This window comes from Thermoactinomyces mirandus, assembly GCF_013868055.1.
Lineage (GTDB): Bacteria > Bacillota > Bacilli > Thermoactinomycetales > Thermoactinomycetaceae > Thermoactinomyces > Thermoactinomyces mirandus.
Map to the genome: position 1 here is coordinate 1 of NZ_JACEOL010000001.1, position 20,840 is coordinate 20,840.

At 46.7% G+C, this 20,840-nt stretch carries 15 protein-coding genes, 1 other RNA gene and 1 pseudogene; all 17 read right to left on the minus strand.

The window, feature by feature from the left end:
• Nucleotides 1–210: 210 nt before the first annotated feature.
• Nucleotides 211–489: a hypothetical protein gene (locus H2C83_RS00005; protein WP_181736518.1), complete on the minus strand. Its 279-nt coding sequence runs from the start codon at nt 487–489 to the stop codon at nt 211–213.
• A gap of 120 nt (nt 490–609) precedes the next feature.
• Nucleotides 610–1,026, minus strand: an RNA gene (rnpB, locus tag H2C83_RS00010) — RNase P RNA component class A.
• A gap of 66 nt (nt 1,027–1,092) precedes the next feature.
• The gene (locus tag H2C83_RS00015) at nt 1,093–2,217 is read right to left on the minus strand and encodes a Nif3-like dinuclear metal center hexameric protein (RefSeq protein WP_246333653.1); all 1,125 of its coding nucleotides are present in this window, start codon (nt 2,215–2,217) and stop codon (nt 1,093–1,095) included.
• Nucleotides 2,175–2,918: a tRNA (adenine(22)-N(1))-methyltransferase gene (locus H2C83_RS00020; protein ID WP_181736520.1), complete on the minus strand. Its 744-nt coding sequence runs from the start codon at nt 2,916–2,918 to the stop codon at nt 2,175–2,177. Before H2C83_RS00020 ends, H2C83_RS00015 begins: the two co-directional genes overlap by 43 nt.
• A gap of 13 nt (nt 2,919–2,931) precedes the next feature.
• A complete protein-coding gene (locus H2C83_RS00025) occupies nt 2,932–3,093 on the minus strand; it encodes a hypothetical protein (RefSeq protein ID WP_181736522.1) in 162 nt (53 codons plus the stop codon).
• A gap of 74 nt (nt 3,094–3,167) precedes the next feature.
• On the minus strand, nt 3,168–4,631 hold the full coding sequence (locus H2C83_RS00030; RefSeq protein ID WP_181736524.1) for a M1 family metallopeptidase: 1,464 nt from the start codon (nt 4,629–4,631) through the stop codon (nt 3,168–3,170).
• Nucleotides 4,632–4,760: 129 nt separating this feature from the next.
• A pseudogene (hppD, locus tag H2C83_RS00035) lies at nt 4,761–5,878 on the minus strand (4-hydroxyphenylpyruvate dioxygenase).
• Nucleotides 5,879–5,952: 74 nt separating this feature from the next.
• The gene (locus H2C83_RS00040; protein WP_220183925.1) at nt 5,953–6,567 is read right to left on the minus strand and encodes a GNAT family N-acetyltransferase; all 615 of its coding nucleotides are present in this window, start codon (nt 6,565–6,567) and stop codon (nt 5,953–5,955) included.
• Nucleotides 6,568–6,705: 138 nt separating this feature from the next.
• A complete protein-coding gene (locus H2C83_RS00045) occupies nt 6,706–8,334 on the minus strand; it encodes an AMP-binding protein (protein ID WP_181736681.1) in 1,629 nt (542 codons plus the stop codon).
• A gap of 35 nt (nt 8,335–8,369) precedes the next feature.
• Nucleotides 8,370–9,509: an acyl-CoA dehydrogenase gene (locus H2C83_RS00050; RefSeq protein ID WP_181736526.1), complete on the minus strand. Its 1,140-nt coding sequence runs from the start codon at nt 9,507–9,509 to the stop codon at nt 8,370–8,372.
• A gap of 201 nt (nt 9,510–9,710) precedes the next feature.
• Nucleotides 9,711–10,832: an RNA polymerase sigma factor RpoD gene (gene rpoD / locus H2C83_RS00055; protein WP_181736528.1), complete on the minus strand. Its 1,122-nt coding sequence runs from the start codon at nt 10,830–10,832 to the stop codon at nt 9,711–9,713.
• A gap of 29 nt (nt 10,833–10,861) precedes the next feature.
• Nucleotides 10,862–12,703, minus strand: a complete 1,842-nt coding sequence (gene dnaG / locus H2C83_RS00060; RefSeq protein ID WP_181736530.1) for a DNA primase — start codon at nt 12,701–12,703, stop codon at nt 10,862–10,864.
• Between the two features lie 374 nt (nt 12,704–13,077).
• Nucleotides 13,078–15,723 carry a pyruvate, phosphate dikinase gene (gene ppdK / locus H2C83_RS00065; protein ID WP_181736532.1) on the minus strand — a complete coding sequence of 882 codons (2,646 nt, stop codon included), beginning with the start codon at nt 15,721–15,723 and terminating at the stop codon, nt 13,078–13,080.
• Nucleotides 15,720–16,541, minus strand: a complete 822-nt coding sequence (locus H2C83_RS00070; RefSeq protein WP_181736534.1) for a pyruvate, water dikinase regulatory protein — start codon at nt 16,539–16,541, stop codon at nt 15,720–15,722. Before H2C83_RS00070 ends, ppdK begins: the two co-directional genes overlap by 4 nt.
• Before the next feature lie 34 nt (nt 16,542–16,575).
• Entirely contained in the window at nt 16,576–17,205 is a 630-nt protein-coding gene (ccpN, locus tag H2C83_RS00075) for a transcriptional regulator CcpN (protein WP_181736683.1), read from the minus strand.
• A 613-nt stretch (nt 17,206–17,818) separates the two neighbouring features.
• Complete coding sequence (gene glyS, locus H2C83_RS00080; protein WP_181736536.1) at nt 17,819–19,897, minus strand: glycine--tRNA ligase subunit beta; 2,079 nt, start codon at nt 19,895–19,897, stop codon at nt 17,819–17,821.
• Complete coding sequence (gene glyQ / locus H2C83_RS00085; RefSeq protein WP_181736538.1) at nt 19,890–20,780, minus strand: glycine--tRNA ligase subunit alpha; 891 nt, start codon at nt 20,778–20,780, stop codon at nt 19,890–19,892. Before glyQ ends, glyS begins: the two co-directional genes overlap by 8 nt.
• Nucleotides 20,781–20,840 lie beyond the last annotated feature (60 nt).

Here is a 20,840-nt window from a genome sequence, read left to right on the forward strand (position 1 = left end):
TTTGTCAACAGCCTCAGAGAAGGAACTGATTCCTTCTCTCATACAAGTTTTTTACTCCTTCAATTGGGAGTTTTTTTGTCACTTCGCCCTGAGAACCGCTCTTCCAAACGTTGACGATCAGACGGCTGATCCGGTTTGTTTCAGATAGAAGGCGTCAAGCATCAAAGGGCCCCTGCACTAACGGCACAGATCCCCTTCACATGGATATATTCAGAAATGGGTCAGCTTGACATCAAAATTATCCGATGCATCGGCGATGGCCAGTTTATTTTCCAGGTCATTGATCACGCTGCTGTAATAATTGGCCGCCTGTTCCATATGTCCCAACTGGGCCATCTCCTTATAGGTTTCATAACTTTCCTTCAACAACTGAAGCAACCGGAAAAATTGCTCGCGCTCCAAAATGGGCGGCCGATTGTCTCCCTCTTCATCATAAAACGTTTTGTATCGTTCCAGATAAGCCTCGTAGGAATAAAAATCGTGATTCATGTTTTTCAACTCCGATTTTATGAAATCTATTCCTAGCTTGGCTTTTCCATTGATTCCTATACATGCAAAAGTGCCCAAAACAAAAAAAGACGCACCACTCGCGTCTTTTGACAAGCCCTGCCAGAAAGCAAACAATAAGCCGAGTTCTGTTCTCCAAGTGGTCAGTTCGACGGCTTGCTCGTCTCCCACTGTCTGGAGTGGCAATCATCTATCTAGGTTGTGTATTGCTACACAACTCAAGCGACCTACCCGAGATTACTGCGGGCCACAGCTGCATCCAGAGATGCCAATCTCCTATCAGGTCTTGCTCCGGGTGGGGTTTACCTAGCCAGCATGTCTCCATGCTGCTGGTGCGCTCTTACCGCACCGTTGCATCCTTGCCTGTGAGGCGATGCCTCCATCGGCGGTCTACATTTCTGTGGCACTAGCCTTAGGGTCGCCCCCACCGGTCGTTAACCGGCACCCTGCCCTATGGAGCTCGGACTTTCCTCCCGTGGGACCTCTCGGTACTCCACCGGCGATTGCCTTGTTTACTTTCTCTAAGCAGCAAATGATATTATATCAGTTAAAAAAATGGAAATCAACAGGAATATCATGGAATTGTCAAATAAAACGAAAAGGATTGGTATCCACCCGGGATGGTTCAACTTCCACCTGACGATTCAAGCGCTCTTTCAATTTCTTGCAAACCTGGGGAACCACCCAATGCTCAATATAATGACCAGGATCAATCAGGGAAAGTCCCTGGGCCAATGCTTCCTGTGCGGTATGGAAGTCCAGATCGCCCGTAATGTAGACATCGGCTCCCTGCCTTTTTGCATCGGCGATATAACGGCCGCCCGATCCGCCCAAAATGGCAACTTTCCGGACTTGTTCATGTGGATCTCCCACCACGCGCACCCCGTCGCAGGCGTAAGCTTTCTTCACCAAACCGGCAAAGTCGTCCAGCTTCATGCGCTTGGGCAGATCACCGATTTTGCCAAAGCCAAGCGGAGTCCCTTTCAGGTGCAATGGATAGATATCATACGCAACTTCTTCATACGGGTGTGCCTCTAGCATCGCCTGGATCACTTTACTTTCGAGCGAGGCAGGCATGACAGTTTCCAGGCGAATTTCCCTGATCCGCTCCAGTTCGCCTGCTTTTCCGACATAGGGATTGGCACCATCGCGCGGCAGAAACGTACCAGTTCCTTCCACATTGAATGTACAATGGCTGTAATTGCCAATCCAGCCGGCTCCCGCTTCACTGACAGCTTGCAGAACGGGCTCGTGATGATCCACCGGCACAGTTACCACCAGTTTTTTCAGAGGATCTTCTTTATAGGTGATAAGCGTTTTGGTGTTTTTCAAACCAATTTTTGCTGCCAATACATCATTCACGCCATTTACGGCGGCATCCAGATTGGTATGGGCAACGTATATATTTATATGGTTGGCCAAAATCCTGGCAAACATGCGGCCGACCGGCTGATCAGTCCGAATTTCCTTTAGCGGCTGGAAGATGACCGCATGGTGGGTCACAATCCAATTGGCCCCAATCCGAATGGCTTCATTCACCACTTCCTCATTGACATCCAGCGTTACCAGCACTTTCCTGATTTCTGACTTTGGGTCCCCCACCTGCAAACCAATCCGGTCTTTTTCCACTGCGAGCAGTGACGGGGCATAGTCCTGCATCGCTGAAATCAGGTCAAATCCGTACAAAGGCATTTTTTCACCCTCTCCCATTCCTTCAGATCTGTTTCCAGTTCCCGTCTTTTATCAATCGCTGTTTGCGATTTTGCATTTTGAAGCCCGTTGAAAATGCGCTGTTTTGCATTCCAGATCTGTTCCACTTTCCATTTTAATAAAGGATGCCGATTTTTCCACAACAGGGGGCCAATTTCGGCAAGGGTCTCTTCCGACAATTCCCCGATTTCCTCATAGACCGTTTCTTCCCCGTGCTTTGCGACCAGCGCCTCATATAAAATTCCACCATCATCCACCAACATTTCTCCCGCCAGACGAAAGCCATTTTCTTTCAGCCAGAGACGGACACTCCGCCCGCCAATATTGGGCTGTAAAACCAATCTTTTTGCGTTCTCAAGCTTTTCTTTGCCTTCTGCAAGGATCTGGCAAATCAAACTGCCTCCCATTCCGGCGATCACAATCACATCCACTTCATTCTTTCCTAATACTGACAACCCGTTTCCCAACCGCACATCAATGAAGTCTGCCACCCCAAATCCGGCGATACTTCGCCTGGCATTTTCATAAGGACCATGGTTTAATTCGCCAACGATCCCGTGTGACAGACGGCCGGTTTTCGCCAGATGAATCAGCAGATAAGCATGATCTGCACCAATATCTGCCACACGCGAGCCTTCAGGGATCCACTCTGTCAATGCCAGCAGGCGTGGGGATAAAACGAATGGATCACAATCCAGCAAACGTCTTCCCTCCTTACAGAAACGTCCCTTTTCTCACGCCTTTAAGCATAGCATGATCACGCAGAACAAAAAAGGGCAACCTTCCGAAATAAATTTCAGGATCCGCCAAAGCTCCATCTTGCAAGGATGCAGTCAGGACGCTTTCGCAATTGCTCCAGCTTTGCGGCGCTTCCAAAATCACTTCACTCCAAACATTCTCTTTAATATTAATCGGAAGTGGGCCAGTCTGTCCCTGCCCACTTCCGATTTTCAGCCCTGTTTTTCAGCCGAACTGAAATATAACCATTTCCGGAAAAATGGTGTCAGATCCTTTCCGGCCACTTCACTGGCCGTTTTGATAAAATCCTGCGTTGTCGCCACTTTAAACCGGTACCGCTGATAATACGTCTTTAGGATCTCCATCACTTTTTCTTTTCCGATTTCATCCATAAGGCCGTAAAACATCGCTGCCGGACGGATATATACCATCAATCCGTAAACTGTATCCGGGTAATCATACAACGGTTCCACCGACGTAATTCCCGCTGCCTTATGAATTTCATCCGTTTTCTTTACCGCTCTTTTCAGGAGACCCCGTTCATCTTCATTCATTTTTTCCTGCATATACAAAAACTCCGAGAAAGTGGTCAATCCCTCATCCAGCCACGGTTCTTTCACCTGGTTGTTTCCGACCACACCATACCACCATTGGTGGGCCAGTTCATGCACAACCACATTTACCGCCGGGCCAACCCCTTTTTTGGTGCCAATTTTCGGAATGGAAGTTACCAGCCCAGGGTATTCCATACCCGCGATGCCCACACCGGTTTCCCCCAATACGACATCAATCTCCTGATATGGATAGGGGCCAAATTTTTCACTGTAGAATTTCATTCCGGAGATGGCCGCTTCATGCAATGGTTTTGCCACATCTTCCATTCCGGCCAAATACCAGAGGTTGACGTGAACATCGTTCATCATTCCGCGCACAACCTGATAATCTTTCGTCAGGACTGCCACAAAGTCACGGACATTTTCCTGCCTGATCGTAAGTACAGGGCGGTCGGCCTGGTCGCGATCCCTGCCTGTTGTGATGGCCCGGTAACCTTTCGGCAAATGAAAAGTAACTTCAAAGTCTGACATCTGTGAATAAAACGGATCTCCTGTCGTTGTATACGGTTCGGTATGCCAACCATCCCGGTCCCTGACCGCGAGCATCGGATACCATTGTGCCAGGAATGCCGTATTATTGAAAGTATTCAAACGCATTCCCCCACGCGGCAAATGCAACTGGAAATCCATCTCAATCCGGGCAGCTTCCCCATCACGAACCGCTTGCGGCAAAATCACTTTCATCACTGTTTCCTTGATGATTGCTTGAGCGGACCGACCATCAACTTTCACCTGAGATACCTTGATATAACCCGGTTTTTTCGGTTTTGACTCTTCACCATGTTTCCAGTTGCGGAATGCGTTTGGATAGAGCCGGAAAAACACTTCCTTTTGCGTTTCGGTCCTTTTTTTCGGCAATATGACAACCATATGGCCGTGCACTTCATCTTTTTCCGGATGATAGCGGGCATCAATTCTGTAAAAAGGGCGGTCGGTTGCCGCTTCCGGATTGGCTCCGTAAGCCGTAATCCCTTTCTGATGTTCAAAACAGGGCACCATTCCCGCCAACAGGAGCACAGCCAGCATCAGCGACAGGCTGAACGAAAAAAAACGGCCTTTCATCTGCAATCACCTCAATTGGTCAAATAGATTCTTAATTAGGATGACCGTTTTTCGAGGATTTATGACAGATGGCAGCCGCCTCTTTTAAAACCGAAACAACCGTTTTCTACAGCCAACCTGATTCCTGGTCTACAGATTTCCCCGCCGCTGTTGCTCCCTTTCGATCGATTCAAACAAGGCTTTGAAGTTTCCTTCGCCAAATCCGTGCGCTCCTTTGCGCTGGATTATTTCAAAGAACAGGGTGGGTCGGTCTGTAATCGGTTTAGTGAAAATTTGCAGCAGATACCCTTCTTCATCACGGTCCACCAAAATCCCCAGCCGCTTTAAGTCTTCCACCTTTTCGTCAATTTCGCCGACCCGGCCAGTCAATGTTTCATAATAGGCTGCCGGTGTACTCAGAAATTCCACCCCATTTTGCAACATCGTTTCAACCGTGCCCACAATATCATTGGTAAGGAGCGCCACATGCTGCACCCCTGCTCCATGGTAGTATTCCAAAAACTCCTGGATCTGTGATTTGCGCTTTCCTTTCGCCGGTTCATTGATCGGAAACTTGATGCGGCCGGTTCCGTTTTGCATCACTTTGGACATCAGTGCCGAATATTCCGTGCTGATGTCCTTGTCGTCAAAGTGAATCAATTCCCTAAAGCCCATCACTTTTTCGTAGTAGGAAACCCAGACATCCATTTTTTTACATTTCCAACCACATGGTCGATCCCGGTAATACCTGCCGAACAAATGGGGATCTCTGTCTTGCAAGCGGTAAAACCCGGTGCAAATAACCCTTTGTAATTTTTGCGTTCAACCAGCGTGTGGACGGTATCCCCATAGGTGCCGATCACCGCTTTTTTCAAAATTCCCTGCTCATCCTCCACCACACGAGGCTTCTCGATGACAATTGCCCCCCGTGACACTGCTTCGGAAAAAGCGCTTTCAACATCTTCAACGCGAAGGGCTATGTCCTTGATGCCGTCTCCATGCTTCTTTACAAAAGAAGCAATTTCATGGTCAGGAGAATAGGCGCCGGTAATCAAAAAACGTACATTTTCCTGTTCCACCAGATAGGAAGTTGTTTCGCGGTTTCCCGTTTCCAGCCCACTATAAGCTGTCGGGCAGAAGCCGTAAGTCTGGCAAAAATAATGGGCAGCTTGTCTGGCATTTCCTGTATAATATTCTAAATAGTCTACATCAGCAATAGGAAAAAAGTCCGTATTCATTTTTTCTGTCAAAGGTTCGGTTTTGCTCATAACAAAAATCTCTCCTCTTTTATATAATATTCTTTATATTCAGAATACAATGCCTGAAAAAACGACGCAAGCATCTACATTGATGCGCTGTCGCTTTTACGCAATGAAAGACTGTAAAAATCTTCTGGAACCATAGCATAAACGCAAATATTTTCCAATTGCTGATCAACGGAAACATTAAAATTCCGAAAAATCCCTTCCAGTTTGAAGCCTAACCGTTCGGCAACCTTTCGGCTTCGTACATTTCGCTGGTCACAACGTATTTCAACCCGGTTTGCTTTCAGGATCTCAAACGCAAACACTGTCAATCCCCGTACAGCCTCGGTTATATATCCCTGCCCCATATAGGATTTGCGACACCAGTATCCGATTTCAAACTTTGGCACACTCCAGTCAATTCGATGCAATCCGCTGCTCCCGATAAAAACCTTTGTTTTCCTGTCAAACAGATGAAACCGCAAATCTGTTTTCTCCAGAAATTTGCAATGTGCCTGTCGAACATTGATTTCAGTTTTTTCTCTGGATGGGGGCGATTGCGCCCATGGCATCCATTGTTTCAATTGATCCATGGTTTCCAGCATAGCCTCATACACCAATTCCCCATCACCGGGCAAAGGCAACCGAATCCATAACCGCTCCGTTTCAAATGAATGTGGAAAATCCATTAAGATGGGGGGAATTTGTTTCATTGGCTAGACTCTCCGTTTCTTCCTGAATTTCAATCCATCTCGTCAACCTAATTTTACCGGGCAGATGAAAAAAAACAAGCCGAATCTGGAAGAGATTCGGCTGAACTGTAAAATAAACCGTATATAAAGGCAAGTTTTTCAGGTTTGGTATTTTTTGATAAAAGCTTCCCGCAATTTGTATTTTTGGATCTTTCCATTCGCCGTAACAGGATATTCTTCGACAAAGATCACTTGTGAAGGGATTTTATAATTGGCAATTTTCCCTTTACAAAATTGAACGATCTCCTCCTTGCCACACTCGACGCCTGCTTTTTTTCGCACAAACGCCACCGCAATTTCCCCGTATTTTTCATCAGGAACACCGACAATCTGACTATCCAGAATTTTCGGATGCTTATAGAGAAATTCCTCAATTTCACGCGGATAAATATTTTCTCCGCCTCGAATGATCATATCTTTCAACCGCCCGGTAATTTTATAAGTGCCGTCTTCATTTCTGACAGCCAGATCCCCGGTGTGCAGCCATCCTTCTTCATCGATCACTTCCCTGGTGGCATCCGGCATCTTGTAATAGCCTTTCATCACATGGTAACCACGTGTGCACAACTCACCCTGCTCTCCGTCAGGAAGGGCTTTTCCGGTAGCCGGATCAACAATTTTCACTTCCACATGCGGGTGTGGTCTGCCAACAGTATTAATCCGGATTTCAAAGGAATCATCCGTCCTGGTTTGCGTAATAACCGGCGATGACTCTGTCTGACCATAAGCGATCGTCAACTCGCGTATTCCCATATCTTCCGTAACTTGCCGCATAATCTCGGCAGGACAATTGGACCCGGCCATAATTCCTGTCCGCAGATGCGGAAACTTTTTCCCCCGAAAAGAGGGGTGGTTCAGTTCCGAAATGAACATTGTCGGAACCCCGTGCAAGCCTGTACACTTTTCCTGCTCCACAAGATCCAGTACCTTGCCTGCATCAAAAACCTCCAGGGGAACAATGGACGCCCCGACACTGAAACAGGCCAGCGTCCCCAGAATGCTCCCAAAGCAGTGAAAAAAGGGAACGGGAATGCATAAGCGGTCTTTTTCGGTCAACTTCATACATTCCGCAATATTTCGCGCGTTGTTGATAATATTGTGGTGAGACAGCATCACACCTTTAGGAAATCCCGTTGTCCCGGAAGTATACTGCATATTGATGACATCATGGGGATGAAGGGAAGCCTGGCTTGCTTTCAGCTCTTCGTCACTCACTTCCTTCCCCATTTCAATCAGGTCTTTCCAGCAATACATCCCGCGATACCGATGGTCGCTGAGAAGTATTACATTTTTCAATTTCGGAAATTTTTCGGATACAAGTTTTCCAGGCTGGCATTGCTTTAATTCGGGGCAAACTTCATACAACATTTCGACAAAGGAAACACCTTTCACTTCCTCTTCCAGAACCAGCGTTTCTGTATCCGACTGCTTTAACACAAATTCCAGATCATGAGTCCGGTAGCTGGTATTAACCGTAACAAACACGGCTCCCATTTTGCCTGTTGCAAATTGCATAATCAGCCATTCCGGTTGATTGGAAGCCCAGATGGATAAATGGTCTCCCTTTCTGATCCCCAACCGGATCAATCCTTTGGCAGCCTGGCAAACTTCTTCCTGAAATTTCCCAAACGTCCATCTGATTCCCTTTTCCGGATAGATCACCGCTTCCTTATGCCCATAAAGCTGTACTTGTTGATCCAACAAATCTCCCAAAGTACCATTGTACAATTCCACTACGTTTCTGCCCTCCCGTACTCCGTAGATTAGCAACCGATTTCACGCGCAATGATATTTCTCTGGATTTCCGATGTGCCTTCCCCGATTTCCGTCAATTTGGCATCACGGAAAAACCGTTCCACTTTATAATCATGCATATATCCCCAGCCGCCATGAATCTGCACAGCCTGATTGGCAACCTCCATGGCAATCTCTGATGCATACAGTTTGCAAATGGCCGCTTCTCTGATATACCTCCTGCCCTGGTCTTTCAGCCAGGCTGCTTTGTATACATAGGTACGGGCCAGTTCAATTTTCATATGCATATCTGCCAGCTTATGCTGAATGGCCTGAAATTTGGACAGGGAACGGCCAAACTGGGTTCGTTCCTTTGCATATTTCAAGGCAAGTTCATAAGCACCCTGGGCAATTCCGACTGCCATCGCCCCGATCCCGATTCGCCCTCCGTCAAGCGTAATCAGGAATTGCTTGAACCCTTTGCCGATTTCCCCCAAAATATTATCATCCGGAACACGGACGTTTTCCAAAACCAACTCTGTGGTATTGGAACTATGCAAACCCATTTTTTCATAATTGTCTATCACTTGAAAACCGGGAGCATCCGTTGGAACAATAAACGACGTAATCTCCCGGGCCCCTCCGACTTGTCCGGTTACAGCAGTCAATGCCAGATACCTGGCATAGCTGGCGTTGGTGATAAAGCATTTGTTCCCGTTAATCACCCATTCTTGTCCATCTTTTACAGCCTTTGTCCGTGTGCCGCCCGCATCGGAGCCCGCGTTTGGCTCTGTCAGACCAAATGCACCCAATGTCTTCCCTTCACACAAAGGAACCAGATACTTTTCTTTCTGTTCCCTGGTTCCAAACATGTAAATCGGGGCACACCCCAATGAAATATGGGCAGAATAGGTAATTCCTGTTGAAGCACATACCCGGCTCAATTCTTCAACGGCAATAGCAAAACTGACCGTGTCTCCCCCGGCACCCCCGTATTCTTCGGGAAAAGGCAATCCAAGTAATTTGAGCCCGGCCATTTTCCGCATGATCTCTTCGGGAAACCGTTTTTGGCGATCCCTCTCATCTGCTTCCGGTGCAACTTCTCCCTCCGCGAAATCCCTCATCAAAGATCGGATCATTTGTTGTTCAGGGGTCAAATCATAATTCATGCTCTCCGCTCCTTTTATTTATTTGTTAGCGTTTCCAATTTAATTATAGATTAATTTGTTTAGTTTATTCAAGAATTTTTAATTATTCTGATAATTATTGCCCCATAATTGCCGGAAACTTATTTGCAATGGGAGTTGAAAAGGGATAAAATTGAATCAACAAAAAACAAACGCACCCGTTTGGGTGCGCTTGTGGCTCGATTATTCCAGGAAATCCTTAAGTCGTTTGCTCCGGCTGGGATGACGCAATTTCCGGAGAGCTTTTGCCTCAATCTGGCGAATCCGCTCACGGGTTACGCCAAATACCTTGCCCACCTCTTCCAATGTGCGGGTGCGGCCATCATCCAGTCCAAAGCGCAAACGCAAAACATTTTCTTCCCGTTCTGACAATGTATCCAGTACCTCTTTCAGCTGTTCCTTCAGCAACTCGTATGCCGCGGCATCAGCTGGCGCCTGTGCATCATCATCAGGGATGAAGTCCCCCAAATGGGAATCGTCTTCTTCGCCGATCGGAGTTTCCAAGGATACAGGTTCCTGGGCAATTTTCATAATTTCCCGTACTTTTTCCGGGCTTAACCCCATTTCCTCGGCAATCTCTTCCGGCAACGGCTCCCGGCCCAATTCCTGCAACAACTGGCGGGATACACGAATCAATTTGTTAATGGTCTCCACCATGTGAACAGGAATGCGAATCGTTCTTGCCTGATCAGCAATTGCTCTGGTAATGGCCTGGCGAATCCACCAGGTTGCATAGGTACTGAACTTGAATCCTTTTCGGAAATCAAACTTTTCTACTGCTTTGATCAGCCCCATGTTTCCTTCCTGAATCAAGTCGAGGAATAACATGCCTCGTCCAACATAACGCTTGGCAATGCTTACTACCAGACGCAGGTTTGCTTCCGCCAGTCTCCGCTTCGCTTCTTCGTCACCTTGTTCAATCCGTTTGGCCAACTCCACTTCTTCCTCAGCCGTTAACAGCGAAACGCGTCCAATTTCCTTCAGATACATGCGAACCGGATCATTTATTTTAACACCTGGCGGAACAGACAGGTCATCATCCAGGTAGTCTTCTTCTTCATCATCCACATCCGAATCATCAAATGGATGGTCGTCAGAATCATCGTTGATTACTTCTATGCCTTGTTCACTCAACTGTTCAAAAAATTCATCCATTTGTTGAGAACTCTGGTCAAAAGGTGCCAGTTTTTCCATAATCAGTTTATAAGTAATTCCGCCTTGCTTTTTTCCTGTTTCTACCAGTTGTTCTTTCACCTGATCCAGATTGAGTTCCAACTCCGGATCCAATTTTTTTCCTTTGGCCAAGTTTCTTTCCTCCTCTCTGATGAACTCGTTTATCTCATCCGCACGTGCAACTGTTTACGCAGTTGTGTAACTTCCACTGACAACCTTGCGGCTTTGACGGGTTCATCAGCACGCGATAGTTGTTCGATTTGTCTCTCCTTTTCTGCAATCTGTTCCAGGAGAGGAACATTTCTTATATGTTGAACGTAATCCATCAATGCCTCTTCCGAAATATCATCGGGCAAATCCATCAGAGCCAGCCGGCTCGCTTCCGATTCCAGGGCTGAATCAGACAGCATACTGATAAAACAGCCCGGATCTTCCGGATGTCCCTGGTCGTAGTATGAATAAAGATAGGCAGCCAATGCGGCGTATTTTTCCGTAACAAAATCTGCTCCCAAATGGTTTTTGACCCATTCAGTAATTGATTTGCTCTTTATCATATAAGCAATCAAATACATTTCCGATTTTTCGGCGATCGATTGAGGCTGAGAATTCCCGATCAAGTGTTTGCTAATCTCCTGATACCCATTATTCCACGCGATGCGGTCTTTATCCCTTTTACTTTTCCTCTTTCTCCTTTTCGTTGCTTTCCTCTGTTCTTCCTTTAAAGCATCCAATGAAAGTTGAAATTCTTCAGCCAGACGGCGCAGATAATGATCCTGTTCAATGGCTTTGGGCAATTCTGCAATCACTTCAATCGCTTCAGACAAATACTTCATGCGCTGGTCTTCATCCTGTAAATGATATTTTTTCTTGAAACTTTCCAGTTTAAAAGCAGTCAAAGACATGGCTGTTGCCAAAATCTCTTCTTTAAAGGCTGTTCCTCCAAATCGCCGGATGTAATCATCCGGATCCATTCCGGCCGGCATTTGAGCCACCTTAACGGTAAGTTCTTCGCTCTTCAGCTGTTCCAATCCTCTCATCGCTGCAGATTGCCCGGCAGCATCGGAGTCATAGCACAAAATGACCGTGCCAGCATTTCGCCGAAGGATTCGCGCCTGGTTTTCATTCAATGCCGTTCCCAAAGTAGCAACGACCTGCTCTACACCAGCCTGCCAGGCAGTAATTACATCCATATATCCCTCAAACAGGACTGCTTGCAAATTTTTACGAATGTGAGAACGTGCACGATGAAGATTATATAAATGATTCCGTTTATGAAACAGTACAGTATCCGGGCTGTTCAAATATTTAGGGTGCCCATCTCCCAACGCTCGTCCGCCAAAACCAACCACCTTTCCCTGTGAATCATGTATTGGGAACATGATTCGATGACGAAAACGATCATAAAATTTTTTATTGTTCCCACGTTCCCATGATGTAATTAAACCAACTTTTTCGAGTATATCCTCTGAAAATCCTCTCGCTTTAAGAAAAGACAATAAAAACTGAAAAGATGAAGGCGCATATCCAAGTTGAAATTCTTTGATGGTCTCAGGCCGGACTCCCCTATTTTCCAAGTACTCTCGGGCAATGCGGCCATGCTTTGTGGAAACCAGCACATAGTGGAAAAGCTTTGTCGCAAGATCGAGGGCTTTTCTCATTTGCTGCCGTTCCCGTTCTTCATGATCGGGAAGTACATCAACTTCCGGCCTGGGAATGTGAATTCCTGCATTTTCTGCCAAATGCGTGACTGCTTCAATATATGTGTATTGCTCCGTCTCCATCACAAACTTGATCACATCTCCGCCCTTGCCACACCCAAAACAATAAAATATTTGCTTGTCCGGGGCAACAGAAAAAGAAGGAGTTTTCTCGGAATGGAAAGGGCATAATCCAAAGTAATTTCTACCGCTTTTTTTTAAAGAAACCGTCTGTTGAACAACGTCGACAATGTCATAATGTTTTCTGACTTGATCAATTACTTCGTCAGGAATCCTATATCCCATTCAAACCACTGCTTTCTTCAGAATTCCCAATCAAGGATCGATGGATCTGATTTACGCAACGAATGTTATCTATTCGCCAACATTCGTCAAACTCCTCCCAAACCTACCAAATTTTTAAATGGTAATCTTTGACAAAAAAGTTTGCTTGTTTTTCTTATCCTTCTATTCTACATTAAAAATTACTTCTCCTTCAAATATCCTTTTTTTACAAAAGAGGAGGATAAAAAAAATATCAAAAAAAATCATTTCCTACAAGATCTGTTTTATATGATTTATGCAATATTATTTAGAAAAAAATACCCAACTGTTGGGTATTTTTTGTAATCATTTCTTTTTTATTTATCTTATTCCTTTATATACTCTGGCATACATGCTCATTTGTTTAAAATGGCAGCCTGTGCCGCCGCCAGTCTGGCCAGCGGAACACGGAACGGAGAGCAGCTCACATAATCCAGCCCCACTTCATGGCAAAACTGAATTGACGCCTTTTCTCCCCCGTGTTCTCCACAGATCCCGGTTTTCAAACCGGGTTTCACCTGTCTTCCTTTTTCAACACCGATGCGAACCAGTTCGCCTACTCCTTCACGGTCAATGCTGATGAAAGGATTGTGCGGCAATACTCCCTGTTCCACATAAATGTGCAGGAACTTGCCCTCTGCATCATCACGGCTGTATCCAAATGTCGTTTGGGTCAAATCGTTGGTTCCAAACGAGAAAAAGTCTGCCTTTCCGGCAATTTGGTCAGCCGTAAGCGCGGCCCGTGGAACCTCGATCATCGTTCCGACCTTGTAAGAGACAGCCATCTGGCTTTGTCGCATTATCTCCTCGGCCACTTCTTCCACCAGGACACGCATCCGCTTCAGCTCCTGAACGTGTCCAACCAGCGGAATCATAATTTCCGGTTCCACCCTTACCCCTTCTTCAATACACTCGACTGCAGCCTTAAAAATTGCTTCAACCTGCATGCGGTAAATTTCAGGATAAACCATTCCCAGCCGACATCCCCTGTGTCCCAGCATGGGATTGAATTCATGGAGAGCCCGTACTTTTTTCATTAAATTTTCTTTTTGACGGTATTCCGGTGTTGCTTCCTGTCCGGTAACCTGCAGTTTGGTTATTTCTACCAGCAGTTCTTCCAGATGTGGCAAGAATTCATGGAGCGGCGGATCCAGCAAACGGATATTTACCGGGCAGCCATCCATCGCCTGGAAGATTCCTTTGAAGTCCTCCTTTTGTATGGGCAACAGCCTGGCAAGTGCCTGTTTTCTCTCATCTTCGTGTTCAGCCAGGATCATTTCCTGCACGATCGGAACTCTTTCCGGATCCATAAACATATGTTCAGTGCGGCACAAACCGATTCCCTCGGCCCCCAGTTCCCGGGCTTTTCTTGCATCAGACGGATTGTCAGCGTTCGTGCGCACAGACAGCTTGCGCTTTTCATCCGCCCAGGCCAGCAGTTCCTGGAACTCAGGTGAAAGTTCCGGATCAATCATCGGGACTTCTCCAATAAATACCTGCCCTGTTCCTCCGTCAATGGACAAGAGATCCCCTTCACGCAGCGTGATATCCTCTGTGGTCACGGTTTTGTTGCGCAAGTCGATTTTCAGCTGTTCGCAGCCACAGACACAGGCTTTTCCCATTCCCCTGGCCACAACTGCAGCGTGGGAAGTCATACCTCCCCGGCTTGTCAGAATCCCCTGGGCAGCCAGAATGCCATGAATGTCTTCCGGAGTTGTTTCGGGACGGACCAGGACAACTTTTTTCCCTTGTTTCGTCAATGCCTCAGCCTGATCTGCGTCAAATACAATCTGTCCGGATGCGGCTCCGGGTGAGGCCGGCAATCCCTTGGCCCAGGTCTTGAGGCTGGCATCGGGATCGATTCGCCGATGCAGCATATGGTCCAGCTGCTCCGGCTGAATTCGCATCAGTGCTTCTTCACGAGTCAAAATTCCTTCACGCGCCATGTTGACGGCAATCCTGATCGCTGCCTGTGTCGTCCTTTTGCCCGATCTGGTTTGCAAAATGTACAAGTGCCGGTTTTCAATTGTAAATTCGATATCCTGCATATCCTTGTATGACAATTCCAGTTGGTTGCAGATCGCCACCAGCTGCTCATAGATATCGGGCATAGAATCCTGCAATTCAGCAATCGGCTGCGGCGTGCGAATTCCGGCCACAACGTCTTCGCCTTGCGCATTGAGCAAAAATTCCCCGTACAGTTTCTTTTCCCCTGTGGAAGGATTCCTGGTAAAGCAGACTCCTGTGCCCGACTCTTCTCCCGTATTACCAAATACCATTGTCTGGACATTGACGGCCGTTCCCAGGTCATCGGGAATGTGGTTCATTTTGCGGTATATTTTGGCCCGGGTATTGTTCCATGAAGAGAAAACGGCATGAATGGACTGTTTCAACTGCTCTATCGGATCTTGCAGAAATTCCTGTCCGGTTTCCTTTTTGATCAGTGTTTTATATAAATCAATCACTTTCTTCCAGTCATCCGCATCCAGTTGTGGATCCAGCTGAACTCCCCGTTTTTCCTTTACGTCCATAATGATTTCTTCAAATTTGTAGTGTTCAATCCCCAATACGACATCTCCAAACATCTGGATAAACCGCCGGTAACTGTCGTAAGCAAAACGGGGATTACCGGTCTGTTCTGCAAGCCCGGCAGCAGTTTGGTCATTCAACCCGAGATTTAGAATCGTATCCATCATTCCCGGCATTGAAAATTTGGCGCCGGAACGTACTGATACCAACAGAGGATTTTCGGGATGGCCCAGTTTTTTTCCGGTTCTGTTTTCAAGATCGGCGATGGCTTGCGTCACCTGCTCCATTAATTCGTCAGACAAAACTTCCTCATTCACAAAAAAATCGTTGCAAGCCTCTGTGGTAATGGTGAATCCGGGAGGAACCGGCAGTCCGGCATTGCTCATTTCGGCCAGATTGGCCCCTTTTCCCCCCAACAGATCCCTCATCCCAGCATTTCCTTCGTCAAACCGGTATACCTTTTTTTCGCTCATCGGATTAGTCCTCTCTTTCTCAATATATCAAGGATTAAATTGGCTGTTTCTTCCACGGCTTTCTTCGATACATTGATCATCGTGCACCGCAAACGGCGCATCACCCGTTCTGCATAATCCAGCTCTTCCAGGATCCGTTCCATGCTTGCATAATTTGCTTCTGAATTCAGGCCCAGAGATTTCAACCGTTCCATACGGATACTGTTTAGCTGTTTCGGGTCTATGGTCAAGCCAATGATGTGATAAGGGGGGACCTGGAACAATTCATCCGGCGGCTCAACTTCAGGAACCAGCGGAACATTTGCCACCTTATAGCGTTTGTGCGCCAGATACATGGATAACGGGGTTTTCGATGTACGTGAAACCCCGATCAGGATCACATCTGCATTCAACAATCCCCGAGGATCTTTTCCATCGTCATACTTTACAGCAAATTCAATAGCTTCCACTTTTCGGAAATAATCTTCGTCCAGCTTGTGAATCAAACCCGGTTTATGCTTGGGCACATGTTTGTATAACGAGGCCATTCCATCAATCATCGGCCCCATAATATCGACATAGATAACCTGTTTTTCTGTCGCTTCGTCTATCAACCGTTGCTGCAATTCGGGAACAACGAGTGTAAAAGCAATCAGGGCGTTTTCTTCCTTGGCTGCCTGTACCACTTCCTCAATCGTTTCCGTGTCGGTAACATAAGGAATGCGCCGGATTTCGATATCCCCTCCATTAAACTGGCTGGATGCCGCCCTTACTACAAGCTCGGCTGTTTCCCCAACTGAATCGGACACTACATAAACGACCCGCTGCTGATCTGACATAGAAATGAATACCCCCTCCTTTTATTTGCATTCTCTATGGCTGTCCCAACTCGACAAATGCTCTGACGAGTGTTGTCTTGCTAATGCGGCCAATTACTTCCAGTTCGTTCTTGTCTTTGTCTATTGGCCGGACGACAGGCAGGGAGTCCACTTCATGGCGCATCATCTGCACTGCCGCATAATATAATGTATCTTCCGCATTGCAGGTAACGATATTCGGCATTCTCGTCATAACCACGCCAATCGGAATGGATTGCAAATCCTGTTTGCCCATCGCAATTTGCAGCAGATCTTTCCGTGAAACCACACCGACAAGATTGCCCTCTTTTTTTACCACATACAAGGAACCAACATCTTCCAGAAACATGGTGCAAATCCCGTCATAGACCGAGGTGTTCTCCTGCACAACGATCGGATGGGATTTGTAATCCTTTACCAACAGGTTGCGTATATGTTCGCCCAACAACTGGTTTGTTGTTTTCCCGGAATAAAAATAGCCTACCCGCGGCCGCGCTTCCAGCAAACCAGCCATGGTTAGGATTGCTAGATCAGGACGTAATGTCGCTCTTGTCAAGTTCAGCTTGTCCGCAATTTGTTCACCTGTGATCGGACCTTTTTCCTTAACAATCTCTAAAATTTTTTTCTGTCGCTTTGTAAGCTCGATCTTGCCACACCTCCCACAAAACTGTTTGCATGGTAAAAACCTGTTAATTGTGACATACTTTTAAGCTGAAACACAAATATAGTATATAATATTCCCCTCCCATATTACCAGTACAATTTTTTTCTTTCAAGTTAATTAATAATCGAATTGTAATAAAATGCCTTTATTTGTCAGATTTATTCCAAAAATATTATTTGAATTTTCCAGTAACCGGTTTCTTTCCTGCCCGGTTTCCAATGATGGTGTTCATGTTCAATGATATGAAACAAATACTTATTATTTTTAAAAGAAACCAAGAGGAACAGCAATATTTAAAAGTTTAAATGATATTAGCAAAGATTGCTGTGTAAGTTATAGCAAATGGAATACAAAATTGAATGTTATCATGCCATTGTCTTGGTTTCACGAATTTATAGACAGGAAACTGCCGTAAATCGGAAGTATTTAATGAGTAAGGCAAGTTGATAAAACCACCTGAAAAATCGCTTTAGCCCACTGACTGCTTTCTTGAAAGAGGAAATGAAATCAATTCCTAAAAAAAGCGCCTGCTTTATGCTTTTTTAGACTAAAAAAGGAAACGGCTTTTGCACCGTTTCCTTTTTATCCACACATTTCAGGCAAACACAATCCGGCCAAAGTCAGCAAACTGGCTCGTGCACTGCGTAATTTTTCTGAGCAGGGCCAGTCGGTTATTCCTGACACCCTCTTCCTCCACCATAACCATCACCTGATCGAAAAACTGATGGATCTCCGGTGCCATGGCCGCAAGTGCACGGTACATTGCTTCCGCATCTTTTTGCTGTCTGGCCCGTTCATATTGCTTTGCCGCTTCCTGCAAGCTCCGGGCCAGTATACGTTCCGCCTTCTCCTGGAACAGCGACGGATCGAACTGATCGCCTTCCGCTTTGGCAGCCAGATTGGCAGCCCGTGTAAATCCTTCGACTTCCTGTTTGAAAGATTCCCGCCCGGTTTGTTCCATCAGGACTTTTGCTTTTTCAACAATCTGAACGGGATAAGACAGATCCGCCTTCAGGACAGCATCGATGATATCGTAACGAATTTCCTCTTCCTGCAAGACGGTGCGCAACCGCAAGGCAAAAAAGTCATGCAATTCTTTCTCAACGTCACTTCGGCTGACTTTGAGCAGTCCCGTCTCTTCCAACCGGTCCAGGGCGTTTTGCCACAAACGGATCAGCGATAGCGGGTAATAATCCTCCTCCAACAGAATTTGAACGATTCCGGCCGCCTTTCTCCTCAGTCCATACGGGTCCTGGGAACCGGTTGGCTGAATTCCGATCCCGAAACTGGATACGATCACATCCATTTTATCAGCGAGGGACAGCAAACCGGCAATTCTCAATGTCGGAAGCGCGTCTCCGGCATATCGCGGCAAATAGTGCTCATACACAGCCTGGGCCACTTCCTTTTCCTCTCCGGCATGGAGGGCATAGGTTTGTCCCATGACGCCTTCCAGTTCAGGAAATTCCCCGACCATTTGGGTGGCGACATCAAACTTGCATATTTGGGCGGCCCGTTTCAATAATGCCTGTTCTGAGACCGGAAGCCGGATCGATTCTGCCAGGCCTAGCGCAAGCTGTTGTATGCGGCCTACCCGCTCTCCCAGACTGCCCAGTTCATCCTGATAAACAATCTGATCCAGTTTTTTCACCGCCTCTTCCAGCGGAACTTTCAGATCCTCCTCAAAAAAGAAGCGGGCGTCAGCCAGGCGTGCGCGCAATACCTTTTCATTTCCTTTGGTCACGTTCTCGATATAACGGTCATCTCCATTGCGTACGGTCACAAAATAGGGAAGCAGTTGGCCATTCCGGTCCTCCACCGGGAAATAGCGCTGATGTTCTCGCATCGTTACCACCAGCACTTCACGCGGCAAACGCAGAAATTCTTCTTCAAACCGCCCGTACAGGGCTGTCGGGTATTCGACCAGGTGAATCACTTCATTCAGCAGTCCCTCGTCAACGGGAATCACCCATCCGTGTTTTTCCTCCAATTGCCGCAGTTGGCTCAAAATCCGGTTTTTTCGTTGGTCTGCCTCCACCAGGACATATTGCTCTAGCAGGATCTGTTCATACTCTTTGGCTTCGGAAATGGATATGCTTGAGCCCAGGAAACGATGCCCTTCTGATTGATTCCCCGCTGTCAGTCCTGCCCAGGAAAAAGGAATTACTTCATCTCCCAATAAACACATGAGCCAGCGAACCGGTCGGATAAACCGCACACGTGAATTCCACCGCATTGTTTTGGGAAAATGGAGGTGATCCAGAATGGAAGGAATACCGTTAACAAGTAACTCCCTGGTATGATTCCCCTCATGATGGATACTGGCAAAAACGTAATTTTCACCTTTTACCTCTTTAATGACCAATTGATCTGCGGAAATGCCCTGTTTCCTTGCAAACCCCTGAGCCGCCTTGCTCCAGGTTCCATCCGCCTGTCTGGCAATTCTCTCGGCCGGGCCTTTCACTTCTTCATGCTTATCTTCCTGGCGTTCGTTAACATCAGAAATTCTTACCGCCAGTCGCCGCGGTGTGGCAAAAGTGCGGTATCCGCCGTAACTGATCCGGTTTTCCTTCAGCCACTCAGCCAGCTTTTCCCCGAGTTGGCTGACCGCTTCATCGACAAAACGGGCAGGGATTTCTTCGCAGCCAATCTCCAGCAACAAATCTTTAGACACGTGCTTCCCCTCCTTTTTGTTTCAACAAGGGATAACCCAATCTTTCTCTCCCTTCAATAAATGCTTTGGCAATTTTCCGGGCAAGGTTCCGGACTCTTCCAATATAGCCGGTCCGTTCGGTAACGCTGATCGCTCCTCTTGCTTCCAGCAGATTGAATACATGGGAACATTTCAAAGCATAATCATAGGCGGGAAAGACCAATTGTTCATCCAGGGCACGCATCGCTTCCCGCTCAAAATCGTCAAATTGGCGAAAGAGCCAGTTCTTGTCCGATACTTCAAAGGTATATTTGGAATGCTCATATTCCGGTTGGCTGAATATATCCCCGTATTTGACACCGTCAACCCATTCAAGATCAAATACATTTTCTTTTTCCTGAATATAAGAAGCAAGACGCTCCAGTCCATACGTCAGTTCAACTGAGACCGGATCCACATCCAGGCTGCCCACCTGTTGGAAATATGTAAACTGGGTTACTTCCATCCCGTCCAGCCAAACCTCCCATCCCAGTCCGGCCGCTCCAAACGTGGGATTTTCCCAGTTGTCCTCCACAAAGCGGATGTCATGCTCGACAGGATTGATCTCCAGGGCTTCCAGGCTCTTTAAATAAATTTCCTGAATATTGTCCGGGGCAGGCTTTAGAATCACCTGAAACTGATGATGCTGATAGAGACGATTCGGGTTCTCTCCGTAGCGCCCGTCGGCGGGTCGGCGGGAGGGTTCAACATAAGCGGCCTTCCAGGGTTCAGGACCAAGTGCGCGCAGAAAAGTCATCGGATTCAATGTTCCGGCCCCTTTTTCCGTATCATATGGCTGACAGAGAATACATCCCTGCTTTGCCCAATAATCCTGCAATTTTTTGATCATCGTTTGCATATTCATCTAATCCACCTCCAACAGTTTCCTCTCAAGCTTCTTTTTCATCAAAAAACCTCTCATCCC

Coding starts and splice junctions, on each gene's coding strand:
- glyQ (WP_181736538.1), bottom strand. CDS start 20,780: ATGAATATGCAAACGATGATCAAAAAATTGCAGGATTATTGGGCAAAG.
- H2C83_RS00030 (WP_181736524.1), bottom strand. CDS start 4,631: ATGAAAGGCCGTTTTTTTTCGTTCAGCCTGTCGCTGATGCTGGCTGTG.
- H2C83_RS00070 (WP_181736534.1), bottom strand. CDS start 16,541: ATGTCAGATCAGCAGCGGGTCGTTTATGTAGTGTCCGATTCAGTTGGG.
- dnaG (WP_181736530.1), bottom strand. CDS start 12,703: ATGGGATATAGGATTCCTGACGAAGTAATTGATCAAGTCAGAAAACAT.
- H2C83_RS00040 (WP_220183925.1), bottom strand. CDS start 6,567: ATGAAACAAATTCCCCCCATCTTAATGGATTTTCCACATTCATTTGAA.
- H2C83_RS00050 (WP_181736526.1), bottom strand. CDS start 9,509: ATGAATTATGATTTGACCCCTGAACAACAAATGATCCGATCTTTGATG.
- H2C83_RS00015 (WP_246333653.1), bottom strand. CDS start 2,217: ATGGGAGAGGGTGAAAAAATGCCTTTGTACGGATTTGACCTGATTTCA.
- ppdK (WP_181736532.1), bottom strand. CDS start 15,723: ATGAGCGAAAAAAAGGTATACCGGTTTGACGAAGGAAATGCTGGGATG.
- H2C83_RS00005 (WP_181736518.1), bottom strand. CDS start 489: ATGAATCACGATTTTTATTCCTACGAGGCTTATCTGGAACGATACAAA.